19 protein-coding genes and 2 pseudogenes are annotated in these 18,049 nt (G+C 70.6%); 15 read left to right on the plus strand and 6 right to left on the minus strand.

Annotated features, from left to right (window positions below):
* Positions 1-469: 469 nt before the first annotated feature.
* Complete coding sequence (locus BG418_RS31460) at positions 470-676, minus strand: hypothetical protein (RefSeq protein WP_188277455.1); 207 nt, start codon at positions 674-676, stop codon at positions 470-472.
* Between the two features lie 280 nt (positions 677-956).
* Here BG418_RS31460 and BG418_RS31465 point away from each other — a divergent pair, with 280 nt between their 5' ends.
* The 5 genes from BG418_RS31465 to BG418_RS31485 all read left to right on the plus strand — a co-directional run bounded on the left by BG418_RS31465 (position 957) and on the right by BG418_RS31485 (position 4,598).
* Complete coding sequence (locus tag BG418_RS31465; RefSeq protein WP_188277456.1) at positions 957-2,291, plus strand: hypothetical protein; 1,335 nt, start codon at positions 957-959, stop codon at positions 2,289-2,291.
* 171 nt (positions 2,292-2,462) lie between these two features.
* Entirely contained in the window at positions 2,463-2,615 is a 153-nt protein-coding gene (locus BG418_RS31470) for a hypothetical protein (protein WP_188277457.1), read from the plus strand.
* Between the two features lie 373 nt (positions 2,616-2,988).
* On the plus strand, positions 2,989-3,534 hold the full coding sequence (locus tag BG418_RS31475; RefSeq protein ID WP_188277458.1) for a hypothetical protein: 546 nt from the start codon (positions 2,989-2,991) through the stop codon (positions 3,532-3,534).
* Between the two features lie 259 nt (positions 3,535-3,793).
* A complete protein-coding gene (locus BG418_RS31480) occupies positions 3,794-4,009 on the plus strand; it encodes a hypothetical protein (RefSeq protein WP_188277459.1) in 216 nt (71 codons plus the stop codon).
* Positions 4,010-4,094: 85 nt separating this feature from the next.
* Complete coding sequence (locus BG418_RS31485) at positions 4,095-4,598, plus strand: GNAT family N-acetyltransferase (RefSeq protein WP_188277460.1); 504 nt, start codon at positions 4,095-4,097, stop codon at positions 4,596-4,598.
* A 107-nt stretch (positions 4,599-4,705) separates the two neighbouring features.
* Here BG418_RS31485 and BG418_RS31490 read toward each other — a convergent pair.
* Positions 4,706-5,209, minus strand: a pseudogene (locus BG418_RS31490) (IS701 family transposase); the annotation flags it as partial.
* A 16-nt stretch (positions 5,210-5,225) separates the two neighbouring features.
* Here BG418_RS31490 and BG418_RS31495 point away from each other — a divergent pair.
* The gene (locus BG418_RS31495; protein ID WP_223185732.1) at positions 5,226-5,648 is read left to right on the plus strand and encodes a transposase; all 423 of its coding nucleotides are present in this window, start codon (positions 5,226-5,228) and stop codon (positions 5,646-5,648) included.
* Between the two features lie 354 nt (positions 5,649-6,002).
* On the opposite strand, the gene BG418_RS31500 is transcribed toward BG418_RS31495, so the two are convergent.
* Positions 6,003-10,103, minus strand: a complete 4,101-nt coding sequence (locus BG418_RS31500; RefSeq protein ID WP_223185733.1) for a helix-turn-helix domain-containing protein — start codon at positions 10,101-10,103, stop codon at positions 6,003-6,005.
* Positions 10,104-10,456: 353 nt separating this feature from the next.
* Here BG418_RS31500 and BG418_RS31505 point away from each other — a divergent pair, with 353 nt between their 5' ends.
* The 4 genes from BG418_RS31505 to BG418_RS31520 all read left to right on the plus strand — a co-directional run bounded on the left by BG418_RS31505 (position 10,457) and on the right by BG418_RS31520 (position 12,920).
* Positions 10,457-10,825, plus strand: coding sequence for a peptidoglycan-binding protein (locus tag BG418_RS31505; RefSeq protein ID WP_188277461.1), 369 nt, complete (start codon positions 10,457-10,459; stop codon positions 10,823-10,825).
* 366 nt (positions 10,826-11,191) lie between these two features.
* Complete coding sequence (locus BG418_RS31510; protein ID WP_188277462.1) at positions 11,192-11,587, plus strand: peptidoglycan-binding protein; 396 nt, start codon at positions 11,192-11,194, stop codon at positions 11,585-11,587.
* A 321-nt stretch (positions 11,588-11,908) separates the two neighbouring features.
* Entirely contained in the window at positions 11,909-12,409 is a 501-nt protein-coding gene (locus BG418_RS31515) for a hypothetical protein (RefSeq protein ID WP_188277463.1), read from the plus strand.
* Positions 12,410-12,548: 139 nt separating this feature from the next.
* A complete protein-coding gene (locus BG418_RS31520; RefSeq protein WP_188277464.1) occupies positions 12,549-12,920 on the plus strand; it encodes a peptidoglycan-binding protein in 372 nt (123 codons plus the stop codon).
* Positions 12,921-12,990: 70 nt separating this feature from the next.
* On the opposite strand, the gene BG418_RS31525 is transcribed toward BG418_RS31520, so the two are convergent.
* Positions 12,991-13,377 (minus strand): FAD-dependent monooxygenase, encoded by a 387-nt coding sequence (locus BG418_RS31525; protein WP_317453819.1) that lies wholly within the window; start codon positions 13,375-13,377, stop codon positions 12,991-12,993.
* 181 nt (positions 13,378-13,558) lie between these two features.
* Here BG418_RS31525 and BG418_RS31530 point away from each other — a divergent pair, with 181 nt between their 5' ends.
* The 4 genes from BG418_RS31530 to BG418_RS40965 all read left to right on the plus strand — a co-directional run bounded on the left by BG418_RS31530 (position 13,559) and on the right by BG418_RS40965 (position 15,839).
* On the plus strand, positions 13,559-14,077 hold the full coding sequence (locus BG418_RS31530) for a MarR family winged helix-turn-helix transcriptional regulator (protein ID WP_188277465.1): 519 nt from the start codon (positions 13,559-13,561) through the stop codon (positions 14,075-14,077).
* Between the two features lie 126 nt (positions 14,078-14,203).
* On the plus strand, positions 14,204-14,668 hold the full coding sequence (locus BG418_RS31535) for a hypothetical protein (protein ID WP_188277466.1): 465 nt from the start codon (positions 14,204-14,206) through the stop codon (positions 14,666-14,668).
* Between the two features lie 42 nt (positions 14,669-14,710).
* Positions 14,711-15,571: an NmrA family NAD(P)-binding protein gene (locus tag BG418_RS31540; RefSeq protein ID WP_188277467.1), complete on the plus strand. Its 861-nt coding sequence runs from the start codon at positions 14,711-14,713 to the stop codon at positions 15,569-15,571.
* Between the two features lie 46 nt (positions 15,572-15,617).
* On the plus strand, positions 15,618-15,839 hold the full coding sequence (locus BG418_RS40965; protein WP_188277468.1) for a hypothetical protein: 222 nt from the start codon (positions 15,618-15,620) through the stop codon (positions 15,837-15,839).
* A gap of 773 nt (positions 15,840-16,612) precedes the next feature.
* Here the strand turns inward: BG418_RS40965 and BG418_RS31550 are convergent.
* Together BG418_RS31550 and BG418_RS31555 are read right to left on the minus strand one after the other, a co-directional pair.
* Positions 16,613-16,882, minus strand: coding sequence for a hypothetical protein (locus BG418_RS31550; RefSeq protein WP_188277469.1), 270 nt, complete (start codon positions 16,880-16,882; stop codon positions 16,613-16,615).
* A gap of 638 nt (positions 16,883-17,520) precedes the next feature.
* A pseudogene (locus BG418_RS31555) lies at positions 17,521-17,670 on the minus strand (TetR/AcrR family transcriptional regulator); the annotation flags it as partial.
* A 145-nt stretch (positions 17,671-17,815) separates the two neighbouring features.
* Here BG418_RS31555 and BG418_RS31560 point away from each other — a divergent pair.
* Positions 17,816-18,010 (plus strand): hypothetical protein, encoded by a 195-nt coding sequence (locus tag BG418_RS31560; RefSeq protein ID WP_188277470.1) that lies wholly within the window; start codon positions 17,816-17,818, stop codon positions 18,008-18,010.
* Positions 18,011-18,049 lie beyond the last annotated feature (39 nt).

The raw sequence follows: 18,049 nt of genomic DNA on the forward strand, positions 1-18,049 counted from the left end.
CCGCTTCTGCACCTTGACCCCATCGTCAGCCCCGGCGAGGAAATCCTGCTCCCTCGGACGCTCTCGCCGCATGCCTCAACGACCAGGACGAGGCCGTACGGGTCATGGCTACGATCCGGCTCGCCCTGCGTGACGACCCCCGCGGTGACGAGGTGCTCCACGGTTTTGACCACAGCGACCAGGACTCGCCGTACTACTGGGACGTGTATGAGGTGTGGCGGGCACCGCTGGGCGCTTCGCACCGCGACGTGAACTGCTCAGGCCCGCAAACGGCAACGCCTGTCGGTCAGTGGTGGCGCTCAGTTGTTGCTTCGGCTTCCGGCCACCTTCTGCTCGGATGGCTGTAGCCACCGAGCCCCGGCAACGCCCCCTGCACGCCGAGCCTTCTGGGGCGGCGCAGCGTCCGTCGTCGTTTCTGCCACCTCGGCGGGCCGTCGTTCGAGGGCGCGCCGAGGTGGGAGCCGACGGGTTATCGGTGGGTGCGCCAGGTGGTGTAGAGGCCGGCGCCGGTGCTGACGACGAGGGAGAGACCGGCGGGCCCGACGGTGAGGAACAAAGCCGCGGCGACGGCCAGCAGGAGCACGAGCGCGGCGAGGTCCAGTGGCCCGCCCGGCCGTCGTTGGCGGCCCGCGCTGCGCGGGTTCGTACGGGCGAGGGCAGTCGTGTTCTTGGACATGGGTGATATCCCCGTGGGTGCGGATGGCCGCGGCTAGCTGCCGCCCTTCCAGCGTCAGCCCACCGGGGACCCGTCGGCCGGATCCGGTCAGAGGCTGCCGAAGACTGCCAGCCAATCCGTCTCCGGCGGGTCTGGACGGCCTGGCCGGGGTTGTCGGATGCGGTTGTTCGGCTGCGCGGCCAACGGGTTCTGCCCGATCCTGACACTCGTGCGCCCGCGTGCCGGAGAAGACCGGAGCGTCCAGCGCAGAGGCCGCTGCGGGTCAGGGGAGGGGGAGTTGATGGTTCAGCGGGTGATGATGCCGTCGGAGGATGAGGTGGGGCCGGGGCCGCGGCGGGATTTGCTGCTGGCGCTCCACGAGTTGTACCGGGACGCGGGCTATCCGGGACTGCGACCGCTGGCGGATGAGATCGACAAGAACGAGGACGAGCGCGCGCTGGGCAGGCCGGGCCGGGAGGGGATAGCCGCTCTGCTGCGGGGGGCGTCCACGAGCGCGCCGGAGTGGGCGAACATGCAGGCGCTGGTGTGGACGCTGGCCAAGCACTCGCACCGTCGCCCCGACGGCGACGTGGAGGTGAGCCGCTTCCACGCGCTGTGGCTGGCCGTCGATGCCTACGCCGCCGCCTCGGCCGGTGGGGACGGCTGGGTGGACGACCCCGCGGCCTACGCCCGGCCGCTCCCGGACGGTCTGCGAGACCGGAGCCTGAGGGCACAGGACCTGGTGAAGCTGTACCACCAGGGTGAGTTTGCGGTGCTGCCGACCGCGGCGAGCGCCGCGCTGTGGCCGCCGGACAAGGACAGCGCCTCCCTGGTGGAGACCGCTCTGCCGTTCGCGCTGAGCCAGTACGAGGAACGCCGGCCCCTGCTGGCCCGAGTCGTGCTGAACGCCGGAGCCCTCACCCGCCACCACGGACACCTAGAACGCGAGCTGGTGTACGCGCACCGCCCCCAGGATCGGGAACAGGTCCGCCAATTCTGCCTGGCTCACCTCCCGCACGACGTCCTGTGGGAGGAACTGAAGGCATACAGCGGCCCGGGCGACAACCCCGACTACCCGCGGAACCTGCGCGCCCGCTACCTCACCGACATCATTACCCACCGCAACGCGACAGACCTCGCCGCACTGCTGGCTCACCTCGCCAGAAAAGTCCCCGGCTATGCGGGCGACGACAAGACGTACGACGACATCGCCCTCCACTCCCTGTACCGGGCGCTCGCCGAACACTCCGACGTACAGGCCCTGAGTGAACTCCTGGCCGTGCTCGCCGAGGAGCCCGACGCCGACCACGGCCCCGACCTGAGCCAGCACTTGTGGGGCGAGATCGCCCGCGCCCGCTCCCCGCTGGCCCCGCTGCTGAGCGCGCTTCGGGAGAACGGGCAGGCATGGCAGACCACCAGCATCCTGCGCCGCACGCTGACGATCGACGTGATGGGCTCACGGCGCAACGACCTCGAGCTGGTGGACGAGCTCAGCCAGGCCGGACTCGCCGAAGACGCCGACACCGCAGCCTTCATGAGCCAGCTCACCGAAGTCGTCCACCTTCTGGCCAGCACCCACACCAGAACCGGCGGCCCCACCCGGACCGACATACTCAAACGCTGGGGCTACCTCTGACTGCCCCCACACCGCGTCCCGTCCAGGTCCACCTGGCCTGCGCTGATGCCGGATTCTGCCAGATCCTGGCAGCACGCACGGCACGTCCCGAGTCTCATCCGGGGGCGGGAGACGACCGCAAAGAAGGGGGAGTCCATGGTTCAGTGAGTCGAGATACCGTCCGAGGCCGACATGCCACTCGGACCGTGCCGGACGCTGCTGGAAACCCTGCACCTGCTCCACCGGGACGCCCAGCACCCCAGGCTGCGGCCGCTGGGGGCGGTGATCAACGAGAACAAGGACGAGGACTCGCTGGACAGCCCGCACCGGGATGGCATCGCCTGAATCCTGCGCGGCTCGTTCACCACCGCGCCGCTGTGAGCGAACCGCGCGAGGTTAAGGGCCCGCAGAGAATTAACTTGCTGGTTTTGGGACTTGGCACTCCAGGCCAGCGTGACACGAGCACGCATGTAGTTTCTCTGCGGGCCATTAGGGGTGTATCTGGTTTTGATCAATCCGCGGGCTCGCCCTTGTGGCCGTACACGGTCTGCGTTTGCGCCGTGAGTCGCTGCTGATTCGAGCGAAGAGGGTACGGCGGGAGCAGCCCGGGCACCACCGGCCGTGCTGATACAGCCGCTTGGTGTGGTTCTGGCAAGCGTCGTGGAAGAGGAGCACCGTCACTGCCCGTGCTGCTGAACGGCGCGTAGCGTGTCGGAGCATGATGCTGCTGCCGAACCTGCCGCAGAACACGGCACTGCTCGACCTGCTGCGTGAGCAGAGCGTGCCGCAGGAGCGCGGTGGCTATGCCGACGAGGGGTGGGAGCTGCATACTCACCCCGACCTCGTCGAAAGACTTGAAGACCTTGCTCCCCGCTGGCCCGTCCTGGCGTCCTTCGGGGTGCCCGTACTTGCCGCCAACGGCATCGCTGCGGTCGTTGCCGTGGGCACCGGCGTGCTGCTGGTGCGCCTTCCCGAAGCACCGCCCGAGCCCTTGGAGCCGGCAGAGCCCTGCCCGCCCCTGACGGATCCGGGCCAGGGTTGGTACGCGGTCTGCCCATGGCAGAACGAGCTTTCCTCGGCGGAGTCGAAGCGACTGCTGTCACTGCTGGTCCAGCATGCGCTCACGTATGCCGCGAGCCAGTCGGCGGTCGACAGCATCGACTGGCAGGAGAAACCTGGCACGCAGAGCGGCAAGAGCCAGGGCAGACGACCCAGCAAAAGGACAACCCGCCGATCGCGCGGCAGACGCGGACGACGGCGCTAGACCAACGGCGTTCGCCAGGCCATGCTCGGCATCGCCCGACTGCACAACCTCGCCCTCAGTGGATAACTCACGCCCATACGGGACAACCTCTGGCTCAGAACCGGTGTCTGACGCCGACACGACACGACACGACATGACGTCCAAAGATGTACCGAGGTCAGAAGTGGGGGCCTCGGCTGCACCCCAGGCGATGGTCAGGCGGGGGCGGACGCTACGGTCCTGCTAAGGGAGTCGGTCGGGGCGGCAGGGGGGAGGAGCGATGGTGACGGCACGCATCGCAGCCGTGACGTTGACTGTGTGGGGTGTGCTGGTCGTCCTTCTGCTTGCGCCTTCATTGCTACCGGTGGCGTGGCACTACTACTTCTACTCACCCGCAAGCGTGGGCTTGTGGATGCTTTCGATGCTGATCTCGCCTTTTGCGGCCTGTCTCATCAAGTGGGAATGGATCAAGAATGGCGGCGGTCGGCGGATCTGATTCCGCACAGTCCGCCGCCGTACGGTGTTCGTATGCCTCGTACTCCAGCTGTAGATCGTGATGAACCGTGGGGCAAAGTTGGGGCATGACTACGTACGAGACGATGTCGTTCCATCTTGAGACCGAGCGGCTGATACTGCGGCCGTGGGCCGAGTCGGACGCCGCTGAGTTCTGCGCCCTACTCTCCGAACGCGGCAAGGGGACCACCACGGTTGAGCACATCCGGACGTCCATCGCGGAGTTGCTCACTGCGACGGCGAGTACGGGGATCGCCCTGTTGCCCATCCAGCGCCGTGACGAAGGCGACTTCATCGGCTACTGCGGGCTGATCATCGGCCGCTCCACCGTAGAGGAGCCGGAAATCGCGTATGAGCTGTTCCAACGTGTGCATGGGCGTGGCTACGCCACCGAGGCGGCCAGCGCGGTGCTCGATGCCGCTATTGCGACCGGGCGGAAACGGCTCTGGTCGACCGTCGGTACGTGGAACACACCGTCGCTCCGTGTCCTTGAGAAGATCGGGTTCGAGCGGGATCACGTTTCCATGGAAGACAACGGTGAAGTGGTCTGGCTCACACGCTCGTTGCAGTGACGCGAGTGCACACACCCGGCGCCTCATACTCCACATGATCGAGGGCGCTCCGGAGGAGCGCCAGGCATGCCGAGATCGGGCAGTGCTCCAGGTGTAGATCGTGATCTTCATGTCTGGGCTGCGGCTTGTCGACGGTAATGGCTGGCCTGTGATCGTGCCTGATGGCGGCGTCGCCAGTCGGACCAGCCGATCCGGTGAGCGAGGTCGTTCAGTGGCCGGACGACGATGGTGAGGAACAGGTGCTGGTCTCGTTGCAGGCACCCGCCACCTGGATCCCGCCGTCCCGACCAGGGTGCGCAACGGAGCCGGCTCGGTGGAATGGCAGCGGTAGTAGGCGAGTTCGCCAGTGGTGCGGTTGCGCCGGATCAGCAGCTGACGGTGGCCCGGCGCCGGGCCGGTGAGTCGATGACGGCCCAGCCGTAGTAACGGTGCCCCTTCGCGCTGGGGCCGACGGACAGTTTCTGCCAGGCCCGCTTCCGGAGCTTGCCGGCCAGCCCGTCGAAGCGGAACCTTCCCGCACCGGTGGCCACTTCGGCCGAGCAGGCAACCGCGAGGACATAGCCCAGACCGCGTTCTTCCAGGGCCGTCCGCAGTTTCGGATTGCCGCCGTAACGGCGCACCGCCGACATGCCCCGCTTCCCCACCGCCGCCGACTTGGCCTCCTGGGTCGGCTTGTGCCCCGGCAACAACGAGTCCGGCGGCAAGCGCAAGTCCAGGCGCACCCGCCACGGCGACCCCTGGCTCACGGGCGCGCTCGGCCAGGCGGCCATCGCCGCCTCCCGCACCAAGAACACCTACCTCCCGGCCCGCTACCGCCGCATCACCGCCCGCCGCGGCAAGAAACGTGCCATCGTCGCACTCAGCCACACGATCCTGACCGCCGCCTGGCACATGCTCACCCACGACGTGCCCTACCAGGACCTCGGCGGCACCTACTTCCTCTACTTCGTCGAACGCGCCGGACGGGCCCAGCAGACCTGTCGCCTCGTCAGCCAACTCACTCAGCTCGGCTACCAAGTGACCCTTCAAGCAGAAGAAGACGCAGCCTGATCAGCAGCTACGAATATGGGTGGGATTTTCGGATCAGTCGAGGAGCCTGTCTTTGAACCACCGCCTGCGCCCCGACGCCTGGCACGCACGCTCGCCGCTCGGACCGTCGAATGGGGGACTCACCGCGAGGGCGTGCGCTAGGAGTCCCCGAACTGGCTCATCAAACTCGGCGGCTCCCTCATCACCCTCTACCGAAGGGAGCCGATGGCCCACCCCACGCCCTTCTCCCGCGTCGGAACCGGCGACGGTGTCACGCGGACGGGGGGCGGCCGTGACTGATCCGCGCCTTGGCCGAGCAGACGAGGACCAGGACGTAGCCGGTGCACGATGCACCGCACTCGCACTCGCACCGCATCAGGATTGACAGCCCTTTACGGACTGGCCGACAAGGTACGTGGACCGTTCGTGCGGGGTGAGATCGCGGCCGACCGCCGTGCAGATCCGGCGGATCGCCGCGGTCGGGGCGACCGGGCCGATGCCCCACTGGCGTACGGTGCGGTCGTTGCCGGTGGTGAACAGGCTCTGCCCGTCCGGGCTGTAGAGGACCCTGGTCACCTCGCCGGTGTGGCCGGTGAACATGGCGTAGGCGCGGCCGGTGGTCGCGTCCCACAGGCGTACCGTGCGGTCCTCCCCGGCGGTGGCCAGGGTGCGGCCGTCCGGGCTGAGGGCGATGTCCAGGACCCTGCCGCTGTGGCCGGTGGCGGTGGCGCGCGGATGCCCCGCTGCCGTGTCCCACAGCCGTACGGTGCTGCCGTCATTGGTGGCCAGGGTGCGGCCGTCCGGGCTGAACATGATGGTCCAGGTGCTGTTGCACTGGCCGGTGGGGGTGGCGAGAGTGCGGGCGCGGCCTGTGGTCGTGTCCCAGAGCTGCATTTCCTTGCTGTGGCCGGTGGCCAGGGTGCGGCCGTCGGGGCTGAAGGCCATGGCCCACTGGTCGTTGCAGCCGGCACTCGGATCGGTGTCCGGGGTGGAGGGCGGTGTGCTGGTCCGGCCCATCCGCCCGGTGAGGGTGGTGCGCAGGCGGCCGTTCGCGGTGTCCCACAGGCGGACCGCTCGGCTGTTGCCGGAGGCCAGGGTGCGGCCGTCGGGACTGAACGCCATTTTCGGCCATGGGCGTTGGTCCGGGTCCGTGTGGCCGGTGAGTCGGGTGCGCAGGCGGCCGGTCGTGGTGTCCCACAGACTCAGCGCGCCGCCGTCGGCCGGAGAGTAGTCGGCTTTGATGCGGCCGTCCGGGCTGAGAACCCCCTCAAGCGAGCCGTTGGCGGCGTTCGTTGTGCGTATCCGGCCGGAGGCCATGTCCCGCAGTCGTACGGTCCCGCCGTCGGCCATGAGCAGGGTGCGGCCGTCCGGGGTGAAGGCCAGCTCCGGCACCTGCGCGTGCGGGCTCGCGGGCAGTGCGGCAGCCAGATGTCCGCTGGCGGTGTCCCACAGGCGGGCCTGGTCGCCGGTGGTGGCCAGGGTGCGGCCGTCGGGACTCAGCGCGAGGGATCTCCTTGCGATGTTGCTGTCGGTCAGGAGAATGCGGGTGCGTCGGCTCTGGCTGAGGTCCCACAGGCGGACCGTGCCGCCCTCGCCGACGGCGGCGATGGCCTGCCCGTCCGGACTGACTGCGAGCGCCATGGGCAGGACCGTGGAGGCGGTGAGGGTGGTCACGAGGCGCCCCGAGGCGACATCCCAGACCACAGGGCCTCCACTTGCTCCAGCTCCGAGACCGTCGGCCAGGGTGTCGCCGCCCTTGCCCGATGAGAGCCGAGGCCCCGACCTGCCGACGGCGGCCTCGCCGACGGCGGCAGCGCTACTGGCCAGGGTGGTGCCGTCCGCACTGAAGAAGAGCTCCCCCACCATGGCGGTGCCGCTCTTGAGGGAGCGGACGCGGCCACTGGGGTGTTCCCACAGCCGCACGGTCCCGTTGTCGTATCCGACCGCGAGGGTGTGTCCGTCCGGGCTGAAGCGCAGAGCTGCCACTCCGCCGAAGTCCTCGCCTGTCAGGGTCTCTTTCGTGTGGCCTGTGGCGATGTCCCGCAGCCGTACCGTCCCGTCGTCGCCTGCCTGGGCGACCGTGTCCCCCTCCGGGCTCAGCATCGGCTGGGCTGCCATAGCCGCACCGAACAGCATGGTGCGCACGCGGCCGTCCGCCGGATCCTTCACCCGCACCGTGCCATCGGCACTGGCCCGGACGCCTGGTTGAAAGTCCGGGCCCTGCCGCGGTACGTCGTCCTCGCTGACCAGCAGGGTGCGCGTGCTGCGGGTCTCCAGGTCCCACTGCCGCAGCGTGCCGCCACCGAGAGCGAAGACCAGGGTGCGCCCGTCACGGCCGAATACCAGGTTCTCCGGGCCGTGGGGCTGATCGAACGTGGCCTCGGCACGGACACGGCCGGAGGCCACCTCCCACACCCGCAAGCTGAATTTCGTGCCGACGGCCAGGGCACGGCCATCGGGGCTGAACGCCAGCGAGTGGACCTGGTCTTTGCCGCTTACGGCCAGGGTGCGGGACTGGCCGGTCACGGTGTCCCACAGCCGTACCCCACGGTCGCCGCCCACCGCCAGCAGTCGGCCTCCTGGAGCGAATGCCACCGCGCTCGCTTCGCCGTCGCCAGCGCCGAAGGTGAGTCGGCGCTTCAGCGGTAGGGACCCCGCCGCGTACAGGGCCGCCGAGGCTTCCGCGGTAGGGCTGGAGCGGTAGGCCGCCACCGCCAGCAGCGAGGCGACATCAGGGTCGGTGGTCAGCAGCGACTGGGCCTGGGCCGCCAGCTGCCGCGACTGGGCCCGCCCCTGCGCGACACGCGAATCCTGCCGCTGCCCCCACGCGAGGACGGCCGCCACCAGCGCCAGCGCCACCAGCAGTGCCAGGGACACCACCGTCGCCCGGCGCCGCCGGCGTTCACGGGTCGCCGCGGCACCGCTGGCGGTGAGGAACTCCCGCTCCAGGAGCGTGAGATGCGTGGCCGCATCCGGGGCGGCGAACGCGTCGCGGGCCGCCTCCAGCCGCCCGCCCCGCAGCAGAGCTCCCTGGTCGCGGACTTGTTCCCGCCATGCTTGGGCGGCGTCGGTGAGCTGCCGGTGCAGGCGCAGCCGGTCCCGGTCCTCGTCGATCCATCCCCGCAGCCGCGGCCAGGCGGCGATCAGGGCTTCGTGGGCGAGGTCGACCCGGCCGTCGTCGAGGGTGATCAGGCGGGCGCGGGCCAGTCGTTCGAGGACGGCGGTGGCGTCGCCGGGGCGGTCGGCCTCGGCTTCCTCGAGGGTGATGGGACGGCGGGTGTCGGGGGTGCCGTCGCCAGGGGTGATCAGACGGAGCAGGATCCGGCGTGTCAGGGTGGCCTGGTGGTCGTCGAGGGCGCTGTAGAGGGTTTCGGCGGTGCGGGCGACGGCGCCTTCGAGGCCTCCGGCGCCTTCGTAGGCGTCGAGGGTGAGGGCGCGGCCGGTGCGGTGGCGCCAGGTCTCCAGCAGCGCGTGTGACATCAGGGGCAGGGAGCCCGGTTCGGCGGACACCTCTTCCACCAAGCGGGCGGTGAGGGCGCGTTCCACGATCAGGCCCTGAGCGGCGGCGGGTTTGGTGATCGCTTCGCGCAGCTCGCCGGGGCTCATCGGCCCGACGGGCAGGGCCGCCGTGCGCAGGATGTCGGCGAGGCGGGGGTGGTGGAGGCAGTGGGTGTAGAAGTCGGCGCGTACGCCCAGCACCAGCCGCAGTCGGCTGCTGGGGTTTCGGGCGGCCAGGATCTGTCCGAGGAAGGCGTCGCGTTCGTCCGGGTCGCCGCAGAGGGTGAAGACCTCTTCGAACTGGTCCACGATCACGAAGGTGTCGTCGTCCTCGGCTGCTCCGCCCGCCCCGCCTGCCCTGGCTGTCCCGCCTGTCCCGGTGCCACGCGGGGCGAAGAGTCTCTCGTGCTCGCTGGCCGGGTGGGGCCCGGGTGTGCAGATCCGCAGAGCCGCGACGCGTAACGCGGACGTGTCCGTGGGGTGTTGGAGGCGGGGGATGAGGCCGGCGCGCAGCAGGGAGGACTTGCCGCTGCCGGACGGGCCCAGCACCACACTGACTCGTTCTCGCGCGACGAGGCCGAGGAGCTGATCGGTCAGGCGGTCGCGGCCGAAGAACAGCGCGCTGTCGCCCGCCTCGTAGCGGGCCAGACCCCGCCATGGAGCGGGACCTTCCGCCTCCTGTTCGGTGCGGGCGGCCACGGTCTGATGCCGCACTGCCTGCTCGGCGTCATGCCAGCGCTGCTCCCACACGGCGCGGTCCGCATCGGCGTCGCAGGCCTCGACGTAGGCGAGGGTGACGGCCAGGGTGGGGAGTTTTTCTCCGGCGGCGGCCTGCGAGAGCGTGGAGAGCGAGTGCCCGGTCTGCTTCGCCATCGCCCGGTAGGACACGCGGGCATCGTGACGCAGGCGGCGCAGGGCGGCCGCGAACTGCGCCACCGGTCCCGCGGCCGGGTCGAGGGGCTTTTCGGGCCGTGCCATGGCATCCCCCTGCGTGGTGGATCGGCTCCTGCGGGTGATCAAGCGGCCCCACGCTAGAGAGGGTGTACCCAGACCGGCAAGGCGTCCCCCGGCCACCTCCCGCACGCCGCCGCAGGACCATGCGTACCTCCTCTCCTCCGGGAACCGGAGAAGGGATTGTTCGCCCTGGCGGGAGCGGGGTGCCGAACAATTTCCGGGCTGCTGGACTCGTTCACCGGCGCCGCTGCTCGGCGCTGCGGGCCGTCGCCGCATCCCGTGCGGCGGGCCCGGTGTGCGGCTGCGCGGGATACCCGCGCAGCCAGGTGCCCCGAAGCGCAGGTGCGTGATTCGGGCAATCCCTCAAGGAGGAATCTGTGTTCAACCGCAGGAAGCTGTTCAGTACAGTGGCCGCCACCGTGCTGGCCGCAGGTCTGTCCGTCGGTGCGGCCGGCGCCGCCACCGCGGCTCCCTCTGGCCATGGCCAGCCCTCCGTGTCCGCCGTCGTCGGCGGGTGCGGGTACTACTCGGGCAACGCGCTCACGGTGAAGGGGAACACGGGCAACCGGGTCAGCGAGGTCCAGTGCCTGCTCCTGTCGTGGGGCTTCAGTGTCGGTCCCGACGGGGTCGACGGTGACTTCGGCCCCAACACCTACAACGCGGTCCGCGCCTTCCAGGGCTGGTACGGCGGACTGGTGATCGACGGCAAGGTCGGCGTCAACACCTGGCGCGCTCTGCGCAGTTGACCCTGTCCCGCCGCCGCGTGGCCTGCGGGCGGAACCAGTGGCTCGCGGGCCGTGGGGGGAGGCGCGGCTGAACGGCGGGCCCGGGCGGTCCGGATCGCATACGGCCGGATCGCCCGGGCTGCCCCGACCACGGGCCGCAGGGCAGGTGAGTTGTGGGGATCCCCGAGCGGGCAGCACGGGGGGCTGCCCGTATGCGTCGGGGACTGGCCGTGCCGTCGGCCCGCCGGACACGGGGGCGGGGCCAGGCCGGTGGATGCGATGCGGCGCACGCGGGCCCGGCCGTCACCGACTGGGGGAGCGGGCAGGGCGTGGCCTGGGCGTGAGCCGTCCGCCCAGGCCAGGCCGAAGGCCGCCGGGATGGGTTCAGTGGACAGACGAGACCTGGGGGACGGGGGAGGGATTGCTGTGGTGTGGGCCCTGGTGTGGTCGGTGGCGATGGGGTGCGCGGTGCTGGTGATGCCGTGTACCGGAACGGTCCGGCCGGAGCGGCCGGCCTGGACCCGGGACACCGCCACCTCGGCGCCGTCCCCATACCGGGGCGGCTACTACACGGGCACGGCCCGGTTACGGCGGGGCTGTATCGGGGACGCGGTCCGCGAGGTGCAGGCCCTGCTCCTGCAGTGCGGCTACCCGGTCATGTGCGTGGACGGCGTCTTCGCGCCACCCCTGGAAACCCTGGTGAAGGCATTCCAGACCGATCAGCGGCTGCGTGCGGACGGCGCGGTGGGACCGGCCACCTGGGAGCGGCTGCGCCACTGCTGACATCGGTGCCGGGCACGGTCGGCGCGGCACGCCATGAAGGTACGGGGGCCTTGGCCGCCACGGTGCCGGTCTGGGGAACCGTCCCTGCCGGGCGGCCGTCGTACCGCCGGTATGCCAACAGACCCATGGCAAGCGGGGAATGTGAGGAGAGGGACAGTGAGGAGAGGGAAGATCGTCGTTTGGCGCGTCGGGTGTGCGGGGTGGCCTGGCTGTGTTGCTGGGGGTGGCAGGCTGTGGGGATGCCATCCGGGACACGCCGTGACTGAGGCCTCCCGCTCGGCATCCGCTACTCCCTCCTCTCCGGGGGCCAGGCCCTGTCCGATGACGGATGACGCGCTGAGGCGGCCGTCAGCGCCGCCGACGGTCATCGACGGGGTGGGGGAGAACACACCGGAGGCGACCCGTATCTCGCAGGCCGTGGGGGACCAGGGGCGCGGGGCGTATGCGGATGTGCACGGGACGCAGGCCAACGACTTCCCGGTGGGCCGGGTCGCCTTGTGCGTGACCGGACTCAACCGGGGCCGTGAGCTGGTGAAGGCGGCGGCGAAGGCCGACCCCGGAGCGGACCCGAGCCCGGTGGACCTCTACGTGAGCCGCTATACGTGGCGTGAGTTGTCCCGGGCGGTGGACACGGTCTTCGGCCCGAAAACCGCCTTCTCCCTCTACACCGCCAGCCCGACCGCGGACGCCTCGGGCATCCGCGTGACCAGCAACGCCGCGGGGACAGGTCCGGCATCGTTCCGGCACACCCTGGAGAAGGCGGCCGGGGGCATCCCGGTCGTGGTGGTCCAGGGCGAACCCTTCGTCGCCGGAGTCGGCTGAAGCCCTGCTGCCTTCCGCCTGTTGTCGGCTGCGAGCCGCAGGTCTGCTGTGGCTTCGGCGGCCGTGGCGAGCACTTCTGATCGCCCCGCCTTCCCCGGCGGCACGCAGCTCATCCACCCGTTTGGAAGGAGCAACACTCATGTACCAACGCACCGCATGGACGACCGTCCTCGTCGGCGCCGCGCTGATCGCGGGCCTGGCGGTCGGCCCGGCACGCGCCTCCGGCGTCCCGGCTCCCGCGCAGGGGCACGGCACCGCATCTGTGCTGACGGGCCCCAACTGCGAGCGCTCCCCAGCCACTCCTCCGCTCAAACCAGGTGACACCGGCAGGGCCGTACGCGAACTCCAGTGCCTGCTCGCGTACTGCGGCTACTACACCGGCCCCATCGACGGCTACTACGGCTCCGCACTGGGGCAGGCGCTCCTGCACTACCAGAGGGATCACGGCCTGCCCGTGGACGGTGTCGTGGGACCCAGGGTGTGGGCGCTGCTGCGTGCTGGGGTGTGCTGATCCGGATCGGCCGTTGGCCACGGTGTGGTGGCGACACAGTCACACGGCGGGCAGCGGCAAAGCCCGACGGTCAGGGGGCTCGTTGGACCGGGGCGGTCGTGATCGATGTGGAGGAGGAACGCGGTGACGGGTCCTGTTTGTACGCGTACGGCAGCTCGGGCCCCGCCGAGGCCGGCCGCGGCACGATCCAGCCCCAACGGGTCCACCAGCGCGCCTCGTTGCGGACCGCGCCCGCCGCCTCCAGCGCGGGGACGAGGCCGAGTTCGTCCAGCACCGGATAGGCGTTGGCGGTGATGGAGTGGGTGCAGAGCACCTTGTACGCCCCGGGGTCCGAGCGGCGTTCCAGCAGCGCGACGCGAACCCCGCGCCGGGCGAGCAGGATCGCCGCCGCGCTGCCGGCGATGCTGGCTCCGCTGATGACGACGTCGTAGTCGTGCCCCGCGTTCTCGGGGGCCATGCGCAGATCGCTCCCTTCGGGGTGAGGTCCCGTTCATGGGAGTGTGCAATGCAACTGGCCCCAGGTACGTAGCAGTTCGCGAGAGTGGTGCCCGGGGTGGGGGAGGGTGTCCCGGCTTAGCCCCGCCGTTGCCGACTGCGGCGCCTTGACCGTCCAGGTAGTTAGGTGCCATATTAGTTGCATGACGAATGGCGGGACGGATCGCGAGGCGCCCACGCTGGACCAGGCCAGGCAGCAGGTCGGGCGTTACGGTCTCGACGTCGATCCGCAGGCGGTGCTGGTCGCGGTGCGTCTGATCTCCGCCGGTGCGCGGGTCGGCCGGGCGGCCGAGGCGCACTTCTCCCGGTTCGGCCTGTCGACCGGGCGTTACCGACTGCTCGTCGATCTGGAGGACTGCGGCGGGGAGAAGTCCCCGTCCAGGCTGGCGTCCGACCTCGATGTCTCCCGGGCCACGGTCACCGGCCTGGTGGACGGCCTGGAGCGGGACGGCCTGGTCGCCCGGCGTGCGTCCGTCGAGGACGGGCGCGGCGCGGTGGTCGTGCTCACCGCCCGTGGTGCGCAGCGCCTGCGCGAGATGGCGCCCGATCACTTCGGGCGGCTGGAGGAGATGGTGGGCGGCCTCAGTGTCGAGGAGCGCGCGGTGTTCCTGGATCTACTCGCGCGCGTGGTACGGGGCAGTTCCGCCCTGACTGACGAGTAGCCCGGCCCGCGTCCGTCCTGGCTCCGCACCTCGGCGGGGCCTGTTTTCCGGCCCAATAGTTAGCTACCTAATTAGATTGGCCCAGGTGGATTCGTATCCCCGCCCCGGGTCGAGAGAGAGGCCCGCATGAAGTCAACGAAGGAAGACGTCGCCCCCGGCCGTGCGGACGCCCGGCCGTTCACGCTGTGGCGCGAAGTCCTGACCGCCTACGCCGCCCCGGCACTGATGGCCGGCGCGGCCGGATTCGCCACCGGCCAGAGCGGGCTGGTCCTGGCGGCGTTCACGTCCATCGCCGGCACCTCCGCCGTGGTGGCGTACCTGCTCGGTGCCTGGCTGCGGCACGGCGGACGCCCGCGGCGCTGGACCACCACCCTGCCGCGCCCGGTGCTGACGGGGCTGCTGGCCGCCGCCACGACCGCCGCGGCCGCCCTGCTGGGCTGGTTCGCCGCGGGCTGGCTGCCCGCCCACACCGCCGTTCCGACGGGGAAGTGGCTGGACCGGCTCCGCCTGGACCTGCCGATCTCCGCCGCCCTCGCCACCGCCATCGTCACCCTGCGCTGGCGGGCCGCCATCGGCCGTTGGCGCGCCTGACCTGGACCGACACCCCACCGACACCCGAGGAGAGGACGCACGATGATCACCGTCATGGGAGCCACCGGAGCCACCGGCAGGGCGCTGCTCCAGAGTCTGCGCATGCTCGGCGTGCCCGCCCGCACGCTGACCCGCACCCCGCAGCAGATACGCGACGGCGCCGGCGACCCGCTCGTCGAGGTCCGGTACGCCGATGCCACCGACCCCGGGTCGCTGCACGCCGCCTTCGAGGGAGCCACCCAGCTCTTCCTGGCGATGGCCAACGGCCCCGCGCAGGTCGAACTCGAAACCCGGGCCGTCGACATCGCCGCAGCCGCCGGCATCAGCCACATCGTCAAGATCTCCGCCCCGGCCGCCGAACCGGACTCGCCCGTCGCCGTCTCGCGCGGGCACCACGCCGTCGAGGAGCACCTGCGCGCCGCCGGCCCCGCCCACACGGTCCTGCGGCCCTACGCCTTCATGCAGAACCTGCTGCGCCTGGCCCCGGCCGTGGTGGCCCGGTCCGCGTTCCTCGGCGCCATGGGTGACGCGCCCTGCAACTACGTCGACTGCCGCGACATCGGCGACGTCGCCGCCGCCGCGCTGACCAGGGCCGAGCTCGCCGGCGGCACGTACACCCTGACCGGCCCCGAAGCCGTCAGCCACCCCGAACTCGCGGACCGGCTGACCGCGCTGACCGGTACTCGGGTCCGGTACGTCGACCTGCCCGCGCAGGAGCTGCGCGAGAGCCTGGTCCGCCACGCCGGGATGCCCGACTGGCTCGCCGACCACGTGACCGAGATCCAGCAACTGGCCAAGGCCCGCCCCGAACGTCCCACCAGCACGGTCGCGGACCTCCTGGGCCACCCGCCCCGTACGCTGCACGCCTTCCTGCAGGAGCACCGGGCGGACTTCCGTCGCTGACGACGGGGGCTGCCCCTTCGCCCGCCGGCGGGCGACCAGCCAGCCGATGGCGCCGCCGACCAGCAGCGTGACGGCCAGTTCCAGCCAGAGCGGAAGCGTGACGGTCGGGATCCAGGGCCGGATGCTCACCGAGTCCGCGTTGGGCAGCGATCTGCGCGAGGGTGTCGTGCTTGCGCAGATGGACCAGCGCAACGATCGCCCGTTGCGAGGGTCGGAGCTTGCACCGGCGGTCACCCTCCGGGTGACGATGAGCATGGTGACCCGCTGAGCAGTGTGCATCGTGAAGTCGCAGGTCACGGGTCTGGCGTGACGTTGATTCGGGGTGCTCACGCTGGCCGTGCGGGGCGGTCTGGCATGTAGATCGTCTGGCGGGGCGGCTTTGCGGGTTCCCGCCCGTCGTCGCCGGTGTCGCTTCTACGATCCGGCGCATGCACGATCAGGGCCATGCGGGATGACAGCACACGCGACTGGTGGGCCTTGCGGTTCTGTACGACCCGGGGCTCGGCGTCGTGGTCCTGGTCGTGGTTCCCCTCGACGTCCTGGTCCTCGTTGTCGTTCTGGTCGACGCGGTCTGTGGTCGCGGTAGCGGACCAGGCCCCAGGAGATGGCTTCGGGGCGGCTCAAGTCAGAGGTTCGGGGCGGGAGTTCCGTGGCACCAGCCGAAGGGTGGCCACCCGCTCCGAGCCTCGACACCCTATCGGCTGGTCCCGCCGTCGGTTGCCCGTCCGTCGCGGCGGTGGCCCCGGACGACGCGGGGCGCCGACAGCGGGGCGCGGGGGCTTGGTGGTTGGGGCGAGACTTTCGGGATGGGCACTGTGCCTCGTCCCCGTCGTCGGCTTGGTCCCGGTCCTGATCTGCCGCCGCCTGCGGTGCGTGATCCGCGTACGCGTGCGGTGGCGGAGCGGGCCGGTGATGCCGGATGGGTGGAGTAGCCGCAGGTGACGGTGCGGCCGACCTCCATGCGCCGTCGGCTGGGCTCTGGTCCGGTCGGGGACGGCGACCGTTAGTCCTGCCGAGCGTATCCGGTGACAGTGCTCGGCCTCAGCCCTGGGCAGCGCGTTCGTCCCGCTCGGCCCGCTTCTGCCGCATCCACGTTGACCGGGGTATCCCCTTGGGGCGTTCGCGTTCCCACTGGGCTTCCTCGGCGGTCTGCGCAGCGTGGGGGCCGGCGTGCTCGGTCGCGATGCGGACGTGGTCGAGAGCGTGTGCCACGGTCGCAAGGACGGCGCTGGCGAGCCGGGGGTCGTTGAGATCCTCTGCCGCCGCGTTGTACGCGGGCGGGAAGGCCAGTTCGGGGTGTTGGTTGGTCATCGGGGCGGGGCGCCTTGCGTCGGGCGTCTGAGCTTGTTCGTTGGCGTGCATGAGGTCCTCTCGGCGGGCCGGCCAGTTCGCGGCGCAGCGGTGCGCGCGACGGTGCCAGACGGCGCTATCGCCTCACTAACCCCTGGGCAGGCAGCGCGTTAGCGAAGAGACGCCGCCCGCCAGGAGGTGCGCTTCGGCCTCACCAACCAGCTCGACGTCGTCGGACGTTCCTGTCAGAGGAGGGTTGGTCGTACCCCCCCCGGGGGACTCAGCTCTGATCAGTGCACCATCCGCACCACCAGTCACGAAGTTGCGCATTGCCGCCAGCTCCTCATTCCAAGGGACCTCTCAGCAGACAACCGACCACCACGAAGGAGACGCAATGAGCGATCGCAACCCCGAGGGGCACTACGCGGAGTGCCCCTCACATCGCCGAAGGGTGCGGTCCTTCTGGAGCGATCGGTTGAACTGTAGTTGCCGGTGAAGGGTGGCAGTTGGGCTTCATGGCGCCCGCCACCATCGACCGCCGCCTCGCCGGAGTCATCGTCACCGCCCGCCGCCAGTGGTCGCGGTCCATACTGGCGAATGCTGGGTCCTCCGGCCCCGGGGATCAATCGAAGGTTTGCCGACACTCTCGAGCCGGTCGGCTAGCTCGGGCAGATTGCGGCCTCGATGTGGGCGAGTTGGGCGGCGAGGATGTCTTCGAGCGCGGCACGGCGGTCTGCCCCAAGGGGGCGGACGTCGCGGGCGAAGTGGGCCAGGGCGGGGAAGCGTTCGGGGCATGCCCGGTCGGCACCGGCACCGGCACCGGCCGCCAGCATCAAGCTGTCTTTGAACCTCACCGCAACCGCCCCTCACCACTGGTGCGTTACGACTTGATCGGCGGCGTCCCGAGCTCTTCGGCACCCCAGCTCGCCTCAAGGCCGTCGCCGCGCCGCCCGTTTGCTGTTCCCGACCGTCACCCAGGACGCGACGCCGGCGGTCCTCGATGACGACCGGGCCCTTGATGAGGGCGACTTCTTCAGCGCGAAGACCGAGGACCGGTACCCGGACGTGTTCGAGCTGCTGCCCGTCGGCGCCGACCAGGACACCGACCACGTCGCGGCCTTCCTCGCCGAGCACCCGCACACATGCTGACCCTCGGCCACGACACCGACGCGAACACGGCCCTCCTGG

It is taken from the genome of Streptomyces sp. CBMA152, from assembly GCF_014596475.1.
Taxonomy (GTDB): Bacteria; Actinomycetota; Actinomycetes; order Streptomycetales; family Streptomycetaceae; genus Streptomyces.

What these genes read in the sequence shown, in the direction of transcription:
- BG418_RS31460 (WP_188277455.1), bottom strand. Translation starts at nt 676, where the DNA reads ATGTCCAAGAACACGACTGCCCTCGCCCGTACGAACCCGCGCAGCGCG.
- BG418_RS31465 (WP_188277456.1), top strand. Translation starts at nt 957, where the DNA reads ATGGTTCAGCGGGTGATGATGCCGTCGGAGGATGAGGTGGGGCCGGGG.
- BG418_RS31470 (WP_188277457.1), top strand. Translation starts at nt 2,463, where the DNA reads ATGCCACTCGGACCGTGCCGGACGCTGCTGGAAACCCTGCACCTGCTC.
- BG418_RS31475 (WP_188277458.1), top strand. Translation starts at nt 2,989, where the DNA reads ATGATGCTGCTGCCGAACCTGCCGCAGAACACGGCACTGCTCGACCTG.
- BG418_RS31480 (WP_188277459.1), top strand. Translation starts at nt 3,794, where the DNA reads ATGGTGACGGCACGCATCGCAGCCGTGACGTTGACTGTGTGGGGTGTG.
- BG418_RS31485 (WP_188277460.1), top strand. Translation starts at nt 4,095, where the DNA reads ATGACTACGTACGAGACGATGTCGTTCCATCTTGAGACCGAGCGGCTG.
- BG418_RS31495 (WP_223185732.1), top strand. Translation starts at nt 5,226, where the DNA reads ATGCCCCGCTTCCCCACCGCCGCCGACTTGGCCTCCTGGGTCGGCTTG.
- BG418_RS31500 (WP_223185733.1), bottom strand. Translation starts at nt 10,103, where the DNA reads ATGGCACGGCCCGAAAAGCCCCTCGACCCGGCCGCGGGACCGGTGGCG.
- BG418_RS31515 (WP_188277463.1), top strand. Translation starts at nt 11,909, where the DNA reads ATGACGGATGACGCGCTGAGGCGGCCGTCAGCGCCGCCGACGGTCATC.
- BG418_RS31520 (WP_188277464.1), top strand. Translation starts at nt 12,549, where the DNA reads ATGTACCAACGCACCGCATGGACGACCGTCCTCGTCGGCGCCGCGCTG.
- BG418_RS31525 (WP_317453819.1), bottom strand. Translation starts at nt 13,377, where the DNA reads ATGGCCCCCGAGAACGCGGGGCACGACTACGACGTCGTCATCAGCGGA.
- BG418_RS31530 (WP_188277465.1), top strand. Translation starts at nt 13,559, where the DNA reads ATGACGAATGGCGGGACGGATCGCGAGGCGCCCACGCTGGACCAGGCC.
- BG418_RS31535 (WP_188277466.1), top strand. Translation starts at nt 14,204, where the DNA reads ATGAAGTCAACGAAGGAAGACGTCGCCCCCGGCCGTGCGGACGCCCGG.
- BG418_RS31540 (WP_188277467.1), top strand. Translation starts at nt 14,711, where the DNA reads ATGATCACCGTCATGGGAGCCACCGGAGCCACCGGCAGGGCGCTGCTC.
- BG418_RS40965 (WP_188277468.1), top strand. Translation starts at nt 15,618, where the DNA reads ATGGCGCCGCCGACCAGCAGCGTGACGGCCAGTTCCAGCCAGAGCGGA.
- BG418_RS31550 (WP_188277469.1), bottom strand. Translation starts at nt 16,882, where the DNA reads ATGACCAACCAACACCCCGAACTGGCCTTCCCGCCCGCGTACAACGCG.